The organism is Pseudomonas sp. CLCA07 (assembly GCF_053615335.1).
Genome location: NZ_CM132131.1, coordinates 6,529,007 through 6,543,425, shown reverse-complemented (window position 1 = coordinate 6,543,425; position 14,419 = coordinate 6,529,007). Strand labels below are relative to the sequence as shown.

Annotated in this window: 11 protein-coding genes; 6 read left to right on the top strand and 5 right to left on the bottom strand. The window is 57.5% G+C overall.

Annotated features, from left to right (window positions below; genetic code table 11):
• Nucleotides 1-273 precede the first annotated feature (273 nt).
• Entirely contained in the window at nucleotides 274-708 is a 435-nt protein-coding gene (locus tag ACWGZX_RS29960; RefSeq protein ID WP_452626639.1) for a hypothetical protein, read from the top strand.
• Nucleotides 709-1,252: 544 nt separating this feature from the next.
• Nucleotides 1,253-2,644, top strand: coding sequence for an MFS transporter (locus ACWGZX_RS29955; protein ID WP_452626638.1), 1,392 nt, complete (start codon nucleotides 1,253-1,255; stop codon nucleotides 2,642-2,644).
• A gap of 154 nt (nucleotides 2,645-2,798) precedes the next feature.
• On the opposite strand, the gene ACWGZX_RS29950 is transcribed toward ACWGZX_RS29955, so the two are convergent.
• Together ACWGZX_RS29950 and ACWGZX_RS29945 are read right to left on the bottom strand one after the other, a co-directional pair.
• Nucleotides 2,799-3,233, bottom strand: coding sequence for a VOC family protein (locus ACWGZX_RS29950; RefSeq protein WP_452626637.1), 435 nt, complete (start codon nucleotides 3,231-3,233; stop codon nucleotides 2,799-2,801).
• Nucleotides 3,234-3,283: 50 nt separating this feature from the next.
• Entirely contained in the window at nucleotides 3,284-4,099 is an 816-nt protein-coding gene (locus tag ACWGZX_RS29945) for a helix-turn-helix transcriptional regulator (protein WP_452629085.1), read from the bottom strand.
• 96 nt (nucleotides 4,100-4,195) lie between these two features.
• Here ACWGZX_RS29945 and ACWGZX_RS29940 point away from each other — a divergent pair, with 96 nt between their 5' ends.
• The gene (locus ACWGZX_RS29940; protein WP_452626636.1) at nucleotides 4,196-5,152 is read left to right on the top strand and encodes a threonine dehydratase; all 957 of its coding nucleotides are present in this window, start codon (nucleotides 4,196-4,198) and stop codon (nucleotides 5,150-5,152) included.
• Between the two features lie 17 nt (nucleotides 5,153-5,169).
• Here ACWGZX_RS29940 and ACWGZX_RS29935 read toward each other — a convergent pair whose 3' ends face one another.
• Both ACWGZX_RS29935 and gltS read right to left on the bottom strand, forming a co-directional pair.
• Entirely contained in the window at nucleotides 5,170-5,628 is a 459-nt protein-coding gene (locus ACWGZX_RS29935) for a response regulator (RefSeq protein WP_452626635.1), read from the bottom strand.
• A gap of 193 nt (nucleotides 5,629-5,821) precedes the next feature.
• Entirely contained in the window at nucleotides 5,822-7,036 is a 1,215-nt protein-coding gene (gene gltS, locus ACWGZX_RS29930; protein ID WP_452626634.1) for a sodium/glutamate symporter, read from the bottom strand.
• Nucleotides 7,037-7,302: 266 nt separating this feature from the next.
• Between gltS and nspC the strand changes: the two genes are divergently transcribed.
• The 3 genes from nspC to ACWGZX_RS29915 all read left to right on the top strand — a co-directional run bounded on the left by nspC (nucleotide 7,303) and on the right by ACWGZX_RS29915 (nucleotide 12,778).
• A complete protein-coding gene (gene nspC, locus ACWGZX_RS29925; RefSeq protein ID WP_452626633.1) occupies nucleotides 7,303-8,400 on the top strand; it encodes a carboxynorspermidine decarboxylase in 1,098 nt (365 codons plus the stop codon).
• A 26-nt stretch (nucleotides 8,401-8,426) separates the two neighbouring features.
• Nucleotides 8,427-9,671 (top strand): saccharopine dehydrogenase family protein, encoded by a 1,245-nt coding sequence (locus tag ACWGZX_RS29920; protein WP_223513740.1) that lies wholly within the window; start codon nucleotides 8,427-8,429, stop codon nucleotides 9,669-9,671.
• A gap of 200 nt (nucleotides 9,672-9,871) precedes the next feature.
• On the top strand, nucleotides 9,872-12,778 hold the full coding sequence (locus ACWGZX_RS29915; protein WP_452626632.1) for a sensor domain-containing phosphodiesterase: 2,907 nt from the start codon (nucleotides 9,872-9,874) through the stop codon (nucleotides 12,776-12,778).
• 36 nt (nucleotides 12,779-12,814) lie between these two features.
• Here ACWGZX_RS29915 and ACWGZX_RS29910 read toward each other — a convergent pair whose 3' ends face one another.
• On the bottom strand, nucleotides 12,815-14,380 hold the full coding sequence (locus ACWGZX_RS29910; protein WP_452626631.1) for a methyl-accepting chemotaxis protein: 1,566 nt from the start codon (nucleotides 14,378-14,380) through the stop codon (nucleotides 12,815-12,817).
• Nucleotides 14,381-14,419: the final 39 nt, after the last annotated feature.

Here is a 14,419-nt window from a genome sequence, read left to right as displayed (position 1 = left end):
CCACTCATCGATGCTAACTGGCTCTGAAGGATCGTGCGGAACCGCAGTTGCTCGTTAATGCTGCATATTTATGACCGCGCCGGTTAGCTGGCCGCTCCAATGGGTGGCCAGGAACTCACTGGTGATTGCGTTCGATACGGAGATGACGACGCAACGCCAAGCGGAGGTGCATCATGCTGCTCAAGAAATGTTTATTGGCGCTCGCAATTGGCGGTGTCCTGTCGGCATCGACTGTCCTGGTACCCGATTACATCGGTAGTTTCTCCAGCGTATATGCCAAAGATGGCAGCAGCGGCGGAGGTGGAGGCAGTGGTGGTCACGGTGGTGGCTCCGGCAGTGGAGGTTCCGGAGGCAGTGGTCACGGTGGCGACGGCGGAGGCTCAGGAGGCGGTCACGGTAGCAGCGGCCATGGAGAGGGTGGCGATCATGCTGCTGGTCATGACGGTGACGATCATGGAGGCCCGGGACGCGGCGACGCTGACCATGACGCTAACCATGACGCTAACCATGGCGGTATTGCCGGGAACAGAGGCCCAGGCAATGCGCATGACAACGACGCTGACGATGCCGCAGATGCAGCCAGGGACGCTGCCAGAAACGATGCAGATGCAGCCCGAGATAATGCCAAAGCTGCCGCAGATGCAGCTAGAGATGCGGCCCGAGCTGATGCGGATGCCGCCAGGGATGCTGCAAAAGCTGCAGGTGTAGCGGGCGCAGATGCAACCAGAGATGCTGCGCGGGCTGCCGCAGATGCGACCAGGGACGCCGCTAAGGCTAACGCAAATGCCACCAGAGATGCGGCGAAGGCTGCTGCAGATGCGACCAGAGACGCTGCCAAAGCTGATGCGCGCGCAGCCAGAGGGGCTATGGCGGACGCCCCAGACGCGCCGGACAGGGACGTGGCTGAGGTACAAAAATAGGCCTGCAAGTTCCGCCATGAACACGGCAGGCATAACAGCAGAAAACGTCCCGCAAGCTTGAGGGACGTATCGGCAAAGAGTCGCAAGCCCTGGAGAGTCACCGGGTTTGCGACTTTTTTTTCAAAATTGACTCGAACGGCCCGAAACACCGACGAGGATGGCGGCAGCGAGGAAAGATGAGCGTTCAAGCGCGGTGCTGCATTTTATCGAGGAGGCGCATGGGTGGGGATAACCGTGCCCGTGGCGCAGTTTTAACCGCTGTGTGTCTGGTGTTGTACCCCTCATTCGATAGTAAAGTGTCGAGCATTGTCGTAGCTAAACAGGGATGACCGATGTCTCAACGCCGCTCAACATTGATTGCCCTGTTGGTAGCGGTCACCTTCTTTATGGAGAACCTCGACGCTACGGTGATCGCCACCGCGCTGCCGGTCATGGCCAGGACGTTTGGTGTGCCAGCGGTGGATGTGAGCATTGGTATGAGCGTCTACATGCTCGCGGTTGCGGTGTTCATCCCCATCAGCGGCTGGTTGGCTGATCGCTTCGGCTCACGTCTTATATTCAGTTCGGCGATTGTGCTGTTCAGCCTGTCTTCATTAATGTGTGGGTTGAGTGATAGCCTGGAAACCTTTGTTGCCGCACGCGTGCTGCAAGGCATCAGCGGAGCGATGATGGTACCGGTAGGGCGCTTGGCAGTGCTTCGCACCACCGAGAAAAAAGACCTCGTGCGGGCGATCTCTTTTATTACCTGGCCCGGTCTGGTCGCTCCGATACTCGGGCCTCCCTTGGGCGGTTTCATCGTCACCCACGCGTCCTGGCCGTGGATTTTCTACCTCAATCTTCCGCTAGGCGTGCTGGCCTTGATTGCCGCGCTGGTATTGATTCCCAGGCAAGACCACATTGTTGCCCGGCCATTCGATTTCAGTGGTTTTCTGCTCGCCGGCGGCGCCAGCGCTGCGCTGCTGTTCGGGGTAGAGATGCTGGGGCAAAGTCATGCCAATCTGTTGCCGGCACTGTCACTCAGTGGTGCAGGCGTAATACTCGGTGTTATTGCGTGGCGACATCTGCGTCGGCATGCACAACCGTTACTGGCGCTGGGTGTTTTGGGAATCCGTACCTTCAGTGTCTGCCTATTGGGTGGCTCGATTTTTCGGATCGCCATCAGCACCTTGCCGTTTCTCCTGCCGCTGATGTTTCAACTCGCCTTCGGGCTTTCTGCATTGGATGCGGGGCTACTGGTATTGGCCGTCTTTGCTGGCAATCTGGCCATGAAGCCGTTCACCACGCGGGTGATGCAACGTTGGGGGTTTCGCCCGGTGCTGATGTTCAACGGCATCCTCGGCGTACTGGCGATAGCGGCCTGTGCATTGCTGGATGAGCACATGAGCCGGGTGCTGATTTTGTTCATTCTGTTTGTCGGTGGCTTGTCACGATCCATGCAGTTCACTGCGTTCAACACGCTGGGTTTTGCCGATGTTCCGAAGGAGCAGATGAGCGATGCTTCAACCTTGTTCAGTATGTTTTTCCAACTGAGCATGGCGATGGGGGTTGCAACGGGCGCGTTGCTGTTACGTTTCTCCATAAGCATCCATGGCAACACTGAGCTCGCAAATACAGCCGACTTTCAGCTGACGTTCCTTTGTGTTGCCGTGATTGCGGGGATTGCATTGCTGGACAACTTGAGACTGCCACCGAAGGCAGGTGAGTCGGTATTGCAGCGAGCATAAGAAAAAGACAGGCCTTCAGGTGTTGAGCGCTTGCGCCTCAACACCGTGTCAGCGTCGAACCCTTTTTACCCCGTTCAAACTTCGTGGTAGGGAATCCATTGATGTTGGATCTGAAGCGATTGTGTGGTGGTTGTCGTGCGCGAGCGAGCCGCCCTTAGCCAAGTTGCTCGGCAAGTCCGACGATGATGCCCTCAGGCCCACGAATATAGGCGAGCCGGTACGATTTCTCGTACTGCGTCTGGCCAATGAGTTCTGCGCCATGGGCCTGCATCCGCGCAACGACAGCATCGATGTCATCAACGGCAAACATGATGCGACGAAGACCCAAAGCGTTCACTGGCGCGTCCACGGGCCCAAACCTGACTGCGTTTGGCGTGTGGAATTTGTCCAGTTCAATTCCCTGCCCATCGGGAGTCCGCAGCATCGCGAGGGTGGCTCGGACGTCTCCAAGCCCTATGAGGCTCCCGACAGATGGCCCTTCAACCGTGGTTTGACCCTCAAGCTCGAGGCCCAATTCGATAAAGAACGCTTTCACCGCTTCGAGATCGTCGACAACTATCAGGACGTTGTCCATTCGCTTGACTGTCATGTCCTTCAGTCCCTCTTTCAACGGTGTCGCGTATTTGGGGGATTTGTGTTTTATCTGATGGGTATTCGCAGCTGTGCCGGACTCACGCCAAGACGTTGCCTGAACGTGGTCGCCATGTGCGCCTGGGAGTTAAAGCCGCAGCTCTGGGCGATTTCCGCCAGCCTGGCTGTCGAATTGCGCATCAGTGCGCGGGCCTTGGCAAGGCGTCGGTCGATCAGGTAACTGTGCGGGCTTTTGCCCGTCGCGTTCTTGAATGAACGAATGAAATAGCCTTCGGACAATCCAAGTAACCCTGCCATCGCCTGTATTCCCAACTGGCCGTCGAGGCCTGCATCGATGAATTCGTCGAGTAGACGCATCCTGCTACCGGTTATAGAGCCTTGGGGTGGCGCCGATAACGCTTCGTTGTCCTGCGCCCGTTCCGCCAATGCGAGTGCCCAGGCCTCCCAATCGTCTTCCACTGAGGCGTGTAACAGCGCGGCGCGCATGCGCAGCGCCAGGGTAATGGCCTGTTGATCAATGCGATTGTTGAATGCACGGTCGCCTGCCAACGCAACGCCGTCGGTGCGCATGACCCGCAGGTATTCACCGCCCTTGGGTGATTCGGACAACACGTCACAACCGACGGGGACGAATGCCAAGCCGTTGGGCGTGGCGTCGAAGGGATGCACTCGGTCACTGCCGATGGCGTGCAGACCTCGCTGGCTATCGAAGGCAAAGCCGATCGTCGCCTGGGTGGCTACATATCGGGTCGCGTAAGCGGCGCCGGGTAGCAACTCGATCGCCCACGGCCCGGCCTCGACCCGACGGATCGGTTCAGGCGGGAGCGGGGGCAGGTGGCGGTTTCGATGGCTCATGAACACCATAGTAATAAAGAGGGTACGCAAAAGTCAGGTCAGTTTTCTGAAAGCCCGCGTGATGCGCTCGTGTCTAGACTGGGCAAAACCTCAGGGAGACTCCTCATGCACAGACTGACCCGCGACGATATCGAACAAGCGGCTTGCCACGTGTACCAGGTAATGCCTGCCACCGCCCAGTACGCCTGGCCCCTGCTGGCCGAGCGGTTGGGTTGCACGGTGTGGGTCAAGCACGAAAACCATACACCTACCGGTGCTTTCAAGGTACGTGGTGGCATTACCTTCATGAACTGGCTCAAACGCGCGCATCCAGACGTCAAGGGGATTGTCACCGCTACCCGCGGCAACCATGGTCAGAGCCTGGCGCTGGCAGCCTGCGCGCTGGGTCTGAAGGCGTTGATCGTAGTGCCGGAAGGTAATTCGGTTGAAAAGAACAATGCCATGCGTGGCTTTGGTGGCGAAGTAGTCGAGTTTGGCCTCGATTTTGATGAGGCCCGTGAAGAGGCCGTTCGTCTGGCGCAAGTGCATGGCCTCTATTTGGTTCCGCCGTTCCATGTCGAGTTGGTCAAAGGCGTGGCCACTTATGCGCTGGAGCTGTTCAAGGCCGCGCCGGATCTGGATACCGTCTATGTGCCGATTGGCTGTGGATCGGGTATTTGTGCGGTGATCGCCGCCCGGGACGCGCTGGGCCTGAAAACCCAAGTGGTGGGCGTGGTGTCCAGTGAGGCAGCGGCAGCCAAGATGTCGTTTGAAGCGGGAGAAATCCTTGAAACCGCTACGGCGAATACCTTCGCTGACGGCCTCGCCGTACGTAAACCGGTTCCCGCCGCCTTTGCCATCTACGGCGCGGCTGCCGCACGAATCGTCTCCGTTAGCGAGGAGCAGATTGCCGAGGCAATGCGTGTGTTTTACACCGACACCCACAACCTCGCTGAAGGGGCCGGTGCGGCGGCCTTGGCGGCGCTTATTCAGGAGCGTGAAACAATGGCGGGAAGGCGGGTAGGGGTGATTCTATCCGGCGGGAATGTTGATCGATCGGTGTATGCAAGAGTGATTGAGTGAATGACCGCCAAATTTGGCTAAGGACATTCGTCTGGCCTGAGTCCCAGTTGAAGTTGAACCAGGGTGATCAGTTCATCCGGATCGATCGGCTTTAGTAGAAAGTCCACGACACTCAAACGCATCGCCTCGATGGCATCTCGAACTCCAGCATCTCCAGAAATGATCACAATGGGCAGGTCGGCCCACTCCGACTCGCGGATTTTTGAAATCAACTCCAGGCCATTGAGCGGGTGCATACGCAAATCAGTAATGACCAATCCGATTGAACTGTCGATGCTCAATGAGTGCATGGCATCTGCTGCACTTCTAGCCTCAAGGCAGAAGATGCCATTGACTTGAAGAATTTCAGCCAACATCTCGCGAGTGCAAGGGTCATCCTCGACGATCAAGACTTTTTGAGCCAATAGCCCTGGCTCCTGCATTGCGGCATTGATTGCCTCGCGCTCAGCGGCAGTCAAAAGATCGTGATCGAACATCATTTCCAACCATTTATGAGCCAATGAAACCCTGTATGCCGGCCGTCTAAACAGGCTTGGGGGCAGGTCTGTCTCCTCCAACCTGCGCCCCCAGTAACGCATTGCGTCAACAAAATTGCTCTGAAATGGCCTGATTTGTACTCCTCAGAACGCTGAAAAACGCTGAAATCTGTGATCAGCGTGGAGGCGGTCGCTAGATTCCACTGAACATACCAATGATCACGGCATTGATCAGGTCGATGAAAAAGCCACACACCAGCGGCACGATCAGGAAGGCTTGGTGAGCGGCGCCGTACTTTTGGGTCACGGTCGTCATGTTGACGATGGCCGTCGCAGTGGAGCCGAGGGCAATCCCGCCGAACCCGGAAGCAATCACGCTGGCTTCGTAATCGCGCCCCATAAAGCGGAAGACCACAAAATACGTATAGAGCACCGTCAGCAGGATTTGCAGGGTCAAGGCGCACACAATGAACAGCAACACGCCGCTGAGCTGCCATAGCTGAAGCCCCATCAGGGCCATGGTCAAAAACATGCCCAGGCAGATATCGGAGATCAGCGACAGACCCAGGCTGGCGCCGCTCCAGGATTTCAGCCGCTGATCACCCACCAATGCGAGAACGATGTGGTGAATGACGATGCCCGCAAACAGGCAACTGACGAATTTTGGCAGGGTGATGCCAGCATCGACCAACAGCAGGTTGAGCCCATAGCCGACCATCAGGGTCAGGTTGAGCCACATCCACGCCCAGAGCACGTCGTAGTAGTCCAATGGCTTGCTCGGTTGATCCTCGAAAATGCCGACTTCCAGCGCCGCATCCCCGGAAGTCTTTAGTCGATAGCGACGTATCAGTTGGTTGGCGATTGGACCACCGATCACGCAAGCGGCAATCAGGCCGACGGTGTTGCTGGCCATGCCCAGTTCATGCGCGTTATTGATGCCCAGCTTTTCGATGAACAGCGGTGCCCAGGCCAGGGTGGTGCCCGCCCCACCTGTGAGGGAAATGGAGCCCACCATCAAACCGGCCTTGGGATCGAGTCCGAATGCTTCGGCCACACCCATGCCCAGCGCGTTTTGCAGGATAATGAACACCCCGGCGAGTACCAGCAGGATCAGCAGCGGGCGCCCACCCTTGAGCAGTTGGCGCATATCCGATTTCAAGCCAATGCCGGCAAAGAAATAGAGCAGCAGGGTGTCGCGAATTTGCAGATCGAATTCGACCTGGATATTAAGACCGAAGTAAAGCAGGGACGTCACTGCCGCACAGACGAAGCCGCCGACGACCGATTCGGGAATACAGTATTGACGGAGTAGGGCGTTGCGATGAACAAGGGTTTTGCCGAGGAAAAGCAGGAGGATGGCGAGGGTAAAACTCACGAGACCGTGAACCGAAAAGAGCTGGGGCGTCATTCAAAGCCTACCTGAAATCTGAAAAATTCATTATCACGAGTTGACCGTTCAGTGTTTTGAGCTGTGTCAATAAACGGTGGATGGAGCATAGCAGGAAGGTTAAAACCTTCCTCCAGCCCCCCATTCACTCGATAAATATCTGATATTTACGGGTTTCAAGTGAGCCGTGCTTCGCGTCGCGAGCACTTTCTGTACTTTCGATATATCGCCAGTGAAGGCACAATGCGCATCCTTTTTTTGGCTGGCCTTGCCGGAGGCGCCTCGAAATGATCAAAACGCCGTACTACCTTATCGATAAACAAAAGCTGCTGGCGAACATGCAGAAGATTGCCTATGTGCGCGAACAGTCCGGGGCCAAAGCGCTTCTGGCACTCAAGTGCTTCGCCACCTGGTCGGTGTTCGACCTGATGCAGCAATACATGGACGGCACCACGTCGTCGTCGCTTTACGAGCTCAAGCTTGGTCGGCAGAAGTTCGCTGGCGAGACCCACGCCTACAGCGTGGCCTGGGCCGACGACGAAATCGAAGAGATGCTCGAGAACTGCGACAAGATCATCTTCAACTCCATCAGCCAATTGCAGCGCTACACTGAAGCTTCAGCAGGCAAAGTGCGCGGTCTGCGGGTCAATCCACAGGTGAGCAGCTCGGATTACCTGCTGGCCGACCCGGCGCGGCCGTTCAGCCGTCTGGGCGAGTGGGACCCGGTGAAGATCGAGCAGGTTATCGAACAGATCTCTGGTTTCATGTTCCACAACAACTGCGAGAACGCTGACTTCGACCTGTTCGACCAGATGCTGTGCACCATTGAAGAGCGATTCGGTCATTTGCTGCACAAGGTCGAGTGGGTCAGCCTCGGCGGCGGCATCCACTTCACCGGTGACGACTACGAGCTGGATTCGTTCTGCGCTCGCCTCAAGGCCTTCTCGCAAAAATACGGCGTGCAGGTCTATCTGGAACCGGGTGAGGCGGCCATCACTCAGAGCGCGTCGCTGGAAGTCACTGTGCTCGACACCCTCTACAACGGCAAGCACCTGGCGGTCGTTGACAGCTCCATCGAAGCCCACATGCTCGATCTGCTGATCTATCGCCTGAATGCCAAGCTGGCGCCGAGCGAAGGCGAACACACCTACATGGTGTGCGGCAAATCCTGCCTGGCCGGAGATATTTTCGGTGAATATCAATTCGATCGTCCGCTGGCCATCGGGGATCGGCTGTCGTTCATCGACGCAGCGGGTTACACCATGGTCAAGAAGAACTGGTTCAACGGCCTGAAAATGCCGTCCATCGTAGTGAAACAACTCGACGGTAGTGTCGAGGTGGTTCGTGAGTTTGGTTTCAACGACTACCTGTCCAGCCTCTCGTAAGCTGGCAGAAAGGAGATATAAAAAAATTGAAGAAAAACGTACTTATCATTGGTGCAGGAGGTGTCGCCAAGGTGGTGGCCCACAAGTGCGCACAGCACAACGACGAACTCGGTCGTATTGCTATCGCGTCGCGCAACATCTCCAAATGTCAGGCCATCATCGACAGCGTCAAGTCCAAGGGCAGCCTCAAGCAGCCCGCCGAAATCAAGGCGTTCTCGCTGAACGCTATGGATATTGAGGCGACCAAGGCGCTGATCCGCGAAACCGAATCGCAGATTGTCATCAACGTCGGTTCCGCTTTCCTCAACATGTCGGTGCTGCGTGCCTGCATCGATACCGGCGCGGCCTACCTGGACACCGCCATTCACGAAGAACCGGGCAAAATCTGCGAGACGCCGCCCTGGTATGGCAACTACGAGTGGAACCACCTCGAAGAGTGCAAAGAGAAGAACATCACTGCCATTCTCGGCGTGGGTTTCGACCCGGGTGTGGTCAACGCCTATGCAGCACTGGCCCAACAACAGTATTTCGACCGCATTGATTCGATCGACATTCTCGACGTCAACGCCGGTTCCCATGGCAAGTATTTCGCCACCAATTTCGACCCGGAAATCAATTTCCGCGAGTTCACCGGACAGGTGTGGAGCTGGCAGAACAGCCAGTGGACCAGCAACACCATGTTCGAAGTCAAACGCACTGACGACCTGCCGGTCGTCGGGGCGCAGAACCTGTACCTGACCGGCCACGATGAAGTGCACTCTCTCTCGAAGAACCTGGGCGTGCCCAACGTGCGTTTCTGGATGAGCTTCGGCGAGCACTACATCAATGTGTTCACTGTGCTGCGCAACCTCGGCCTGCTCTCCGAGCAACCGGTCAAGACGGCCGAAGGCCTGGAAGTCGTTCCGCTGAAAGTGGTCAAGGCCGTGCTCCCTGATCCGAGCTCGCTGGCGCCTGGCTACACCGGCAAGACCTGCATCGGCGATCTGGTCAAGGGCACCAAGGATGGTCAGCCGCGCGAGGTGTTCATCTACAACGTGGCCGATCATGAAGACGCCTACGCCGAAACTGACAGCCAGGGCATTTCCTATACCGCAGGCGTGCCACCCGTGGCTGCTGCTCTGCTGGTCGCTCGCGGCGAGTGGGATGTGCAACGTATGGCCAACGTCGAAGAACTGCCGGCCGAACCGTTCCTCAAGGCGCTGGATGTGATGGGCCTGCCGACCCGCATCAAAGACGAGAATGGAGACCGTCCCTGGAACGGCAACGCCTGAGGCGCCAAAAATCCAGGTGAATCTCGTTTGCCGCTCTAAACGCAAAAACGCCGCTCTTTGAGCGGCGTTTTTGTTTGTGCGATCTCGTAAAACGAATAAAACCATTGAAAAAAATTCGTATTCACTATAAACGGGAAGCACACCAGCACATTGCAAACAATACAGTAAGTATCGCCAGCTTTTTGGCTCAGGGAGCGCTGATGAGTGTTCGTCCATTGACCGACTCCCCGCGGCAATCGAACGATTGCGACGTTGTCGCAACTCAACTGAAAGGGAACTCGGATACTGTCGGCATGACTTACGCCGGCAACGAGGACACGATCGAACAATTGCTGGACTCAGCGCGCAGCTGGGCTCACACCACTGCGTGGGCGGTTTACCGCGCCGGTGAACAAATGCATTGGGTCGGGCAGGGCGACCCGCAGGTGCAGTGGCCGTCAAGCGTTGCGAATGAGCAGTTTGAAGCCTTTTGCCTGAGCTTGCGCTTGCACCGCTGGCCGACCGGCAGAGGCGAAAGTGAGCTGGGTTGGCTACTGGCACCAGCCAACGATGCCGCGGAACCGGCGCTCGCCGAGTTTGCCCGGCACCTGGGCATTCAGCTACAGACCAATACCCTTGCCCGTGCGCAGATTACTCAGCGTGTGCTGTATGAAATTACCTACCTGGCCAGTTCGACCCGCGACCGGTCAGTGTTTCTGGTGGGGGTTCACCAACTACTGGCCAGCCTGATCGACGCCGAGAACTTCTATCTCGCGCTGTATGACCCGCGCAGTGGCAAGATTGATTACCCGTATTACGTCGACATCATCGACGTTGATGCCGTGGAGTCCCAGCACTACGAATACCTTGACCCTTCGCACCTGTCCTTGACCGGCCAGGTATTGACCACCGGCCAACCGTTGCTGATCGACGCCGCCGGTATTCTCGCGGCTCAGGCCGAGAACCGTTTCTACTGCGTGGGTGATCGTCCCGAGTTCTGGATGGGCGCACCGTTGAAAAATGCCTCGGATGATGTGTTTGGCATGCTTGCCATGCAGGTCTACGACGTTTCTCGTACCTACAGCGCTGAAGACCGCGCGCTGTTTCTGGTGGTGGCGCGCCACGTGGCCATGGCGCTGGACCGGATTCTGCACCGCGAGGACCTGGAAGAGACGGTGATGCGTCGCACCCTGGAGCTTTCGGCACTCAACGACGCATTGCGCCAGGAAGTGGCAGACCGAGAGCGCGCCGAACATTTGCAGAGCGCGCTGTTCCAGATTGCTGAACTGTCGAGCCAGCCTGGCGACATGGCTGAGTTGTTTCAAACCTTGCATGGCATCGTCGGTGATCTGCTGTTCGCGAAGAACTTCTACATTGCGCTGTTCGACGATGCGATCAGTGAAGTGACCTTTCCGTATTATGTCGATGAGCGGCAGATCACCTGCCCGCCGGCACGGCGTGGATGCCGGGGCTTGACTGAGTACGTTATCCGTCAGCGTCGACCTTGCCTGATTGACGCCGGCGAGGCTGAACGACTGGCTGCGCACGGTGAAATCGAACTGGCCAATGAGTCTGTCCGATCCCACTCCTGGCTGGGCATTCCATTGTTCGATGGCGATGTGGTGCGTGGCGTGCTTGCGGTGCAAAGCTATACCTCGCAGGTGCAGTACACCCTGCGAGACCAGGAACTGCTGACATTCGTGTCGCGCCACATCGACACCGCGCTGTCGCGACGCACGGCCGCCGAAGCGATCCATGCAGCCAACCTCAAACTGGAAGCGCGGGTGCAGAACCGCACCCGCGAACTCGATCACGCCAATGCCAAGTTGCAACACGAAAACTCCCACGACTCGCTGACCGGGCTACCGAATCGTACCTACCTGCAACAACGCCTCAGCCAGGCTTGGTCGCGGTTCGGCAGCGAAGGCGGGCACCTGGCGGTGATGTTCATCGACCTCGACCGTTTCAAGATGGTCAACGACAGCCTCGGCCACCATTTTGGGGACCTGCTGCTGATGCAGGCCGCCCACCGGTTACGCGGTTGTCTGCGCGAGACCGACATGCTGGCGCGCCTGGGGGGCGATGAGTTTTCGGTACTGGCGCCCGAAGCGCCGCTGGAAGTGCTGATCGAAATCGCCGAACGAATCCTGGTGGCGTTTGACCTGCCGTTTTTCATCAATGGTCATGAAGTTTTTTCGTCCTGCAGCATCGGTATTGTCAGTGCCGACAGTCAGTTCCATCACGAGCCAGCCGACTTGCTGCGCGATGCCGATGCAGCGATGTACCGGGTCAAGAGTGCCGGGCGCGACAGCTACGCGGTGTTCAACCAGGAAGTGCGCCGTGAAGTTTCGGACCAGGTGGAGCGAGAAGGGGCCTTGCGCAATGCGCTGAAACGCGCTGACGAACTGCTGCCGTATTTCCAGCCGATTGTCAGCGTCGAAAGCGGCGAATTGTTGGCCCTTGAGGCGCTGATCCGTTGGCATCAGCCGGGCGGCCGGGTGATCGCGCCAGGCGAGTTTTTGCCGGATGTCGAGGGTTTGCGCCTGATCGGGCGACTGGACTTGTACATGCTCACCAGCGTTGCGGCAATCCTCGCACAGCCCCAGCATGCCAATTGGCCTGCGGTGCACGTCAATTGCTCCAGCTACAGCATGACGCGCCCGGACTTCGCCAGTGATGTGCTTGCACTGTTGGAGCGGCACGGGGTCGCGCCGTCGCGAATCTGCCTGGAGTTGACCGAAGGTGCGCTGGTGGCGGAGCCAGCGATTGCCCGACTGACCATGCAACAACTGGCCGATAACGGCATGTCGGTGGTGCTCGATGACTTCGGTGCAGGGTTTTCATCCCTGAGCTATGTGCATCAGTACCGTTTCAGCGGCTTGAAAATCGACAAGTCGTTCATCCTCGAACTGACCACCAGCGCTCGCAGTCGCGCAATCGTCCGGGCAATTGTGCGGATGGCCGAATCGCTGGACCTGAGTGTGGTGGCTGAAGGCGTCGAGGATGAAGCGACACTGGACTTGCTGCGCGAAATGGGCGCTGGACAGGCCCAAGGTTACTATTTTGCCAAACCGATGGGGTTGGAGGCGTTGTTGGCGAGTTCGCTGATCGTCCCTGTAGGTGGCTGACCCACTTCCCTGTAGGTCGTCAACTGGAACTTACGGCTACCGGTTAAAACGCTCAGCCAGGCTGTGCAGATATTCAGCCATTTCTTCAAGGTCCTGGCTAATCGCGGCGCCTTGCTTAGCCTGTCCAGCACTGTGGTCACACAACTGGGCAATCCGCGTGATCTGTTGATTGATATCTTCAGTCACGTGACTTTGCTCTTCTGAAGCCGACGCCATTTGCTGGCTCATGTCGGTGATCCGGCTGACGGCTTCACTGATGCCGACCAGAGCCGACTGCACCGCCTCGACACGCTGCATGCTGTCGCGGGAAATCTGCTCACCCTTACTGGCGGTTGATACTGCGCGATCGGCACCGCTATTCAGTGAAGCGATGATGCCGTGGATCTGCTCGGTGGAGGTGCGGGTGCGTTGTGCCAGGGAGCGCACCTCGTCGGCCACCACTGCAAAACCTCGACCTTGCTCACCTGCCCGGGCCGCCTCGATTGCCGCATTGAGCGCCAGCAAGTTGGTCTGTTCGGCAATCGAGGTGATGACATCCACGACGCTGCCGATTGATTGCGTCTCGCTCGCCAGTGCGTTGACCGCTTGGCCGATTTCGTTGACGGCCTCATTCATGGCTTCCATGGCGTGCAGACTTTGCCGGGCCAGTTCACTTCCTTCCCTGGTCAACTGGTCGGCTTCGGACGCAGCATGCGCAGTAGTGATTACGTTTTGAGTCACTTCCTGATTCGTTGCCGCCATCTGCGCGATGGCAGCGGCAGACTGGTCCGTTTCACTGCGCTGGCGGTCAAGCGACTGGGCTTGCGAACCGGAAAGTTCGGAGGACTGTGCCGCCTTGGCCTTTACATTGACCCCGGCATCGACAAGCCTGCTCAAGGCTGTTTGCAAGCGAGATTCCTCACTGAGCATGGCCATATCCAGCCGGCCTTGGGGGCCGTAGTTGTCGCTAAACGTGAGCGCTACTAACGGATCGGAAAATGCTTTCGGATGCTCGGCCAGGGTGCGTTCGATGGCCCGGCGATGTCGGGACTCGATCAGGTACCAGGCAATACTCAGGCTCGCCACCAAGGCTCCCTGCGCCGCTGTTTTTGGTAGCCACTGATAACCCAGCAGTGAAGCCCCGCCTGCCATCAGTAATGGCCAAGCGTGTTGCAGTGGCCGGAAAATCCGCGCGCTCAGCGCAACGATCGGCTTGCCGGCCCGCATCCTTGCATAGAGTGCAGTTGCCCGACGGACCTGGTCGCGGCTGGGCACCGAGCGAACCGACTCGTAACCACTCATGCGTGCGTTTTCATAGATGGGCGTCACGTAGGCACTGACCCAATAGAAATCACCATTTCTCGAGCGGTTTTTCACAATACCCATCCAGGGTTTGCCTTGCTTGATGGTGTGCCACATATGAATGAATACCCCAGGTGGCATATCGGGGTGTCGAACCATGTTATGGGGCTGGCCGATCAATTCGTCGTAAGTGAAACCGCTGATGGCAACGAACGCGTCATTGCAGTAAGTGATTCGGCTATCCAGATCGGTGGTGGAGATCAATCGTTGTTCGGCGGGAAATACTCTTTCATGCTCGGTGACGGGCAAGTTCACACGCATAAAACGCGATCCTTATTCGGATTATTATTAGGATTTGAG

What these genes read in the sequence shown, in the direction of transcription:
- ACWGZX_RS29960 (WP_452626639.1), top strand. Translation starts at nt 274, where the DNA reads ATGCCAAAGATGGCAGCAGCGGCGGAGGTGGAGGCAGTGGTGGTCACG.
- ACWGZX_RS29955 (WP_452626638.1), top strand. Translation starts at nt 1,253, where the DNA reads ATGTCTCAACGCCGCTCAACATTGATTGCCCTGTTGGTAGCGGTCACC.
- ACWGZX_RS29950 (WP_452626637.1), bottom strand. Translation starts at nt 3,233, where the DNA reads ATGACAGTCAAGCGAATGGACAACGTCCTGATAGTTGTCGACGATCTC.
- ACWGZX_RS29945 (WP_452629085.1), bottom strand. Translation starts at nt 4,099, where the DNA reads ATGGTGTTCATGAGCCATCGAAACCGCCACCTGCCCCCGCTCCCGCCT.
- ACWGZX_RS29940 (WP_452626636.1), top strand. Translation starts at nt 4,196, where the DNA reads ATGCACAGACTGACCCGCGACGATATCGAACAAGCGGCTTGCCACGTG.
- ACWGZX_RS29935 (WP_452626635.1), bottom strand. Translation starts at nt 5,628, where the DNA reads ATGTTCGATCACGATCTTTTGACTGCCGCTGAGCGCGAGGCAATCAAT.
- gltS (WP_452626634.1), bottom strand. Translation starts at nt 7,036, where the DNA reads ATGACGCCCCAGCTCTTTTCGGTTCACGGTCTCGTGAGTTTTACCCTC.
- nspC (WP_452626633.1), top strand. Translation starts at nt 7,303, where the DNA reads ATGATCAAAACGCCGTACTACCTTATCGATAAACAAAAGCTGCTGGCG.
- ACWGZX_RS29915 (WP_452626632.1), top strand. Translation starts at nt 9,872, where the DNA reads ATGAGTGTTCGTCCATTGACCGACTCCCCGCGGCAATCGAACGATTGC.
- ACWGZX_RS29910 (WP_452626631.1), bottom strand. Translation starts at nt 14,380, where the DNA reads ATGCGTGTGAACTTGCCCGTCACCGAGCATGAAAGAGTATTTCCCGCC.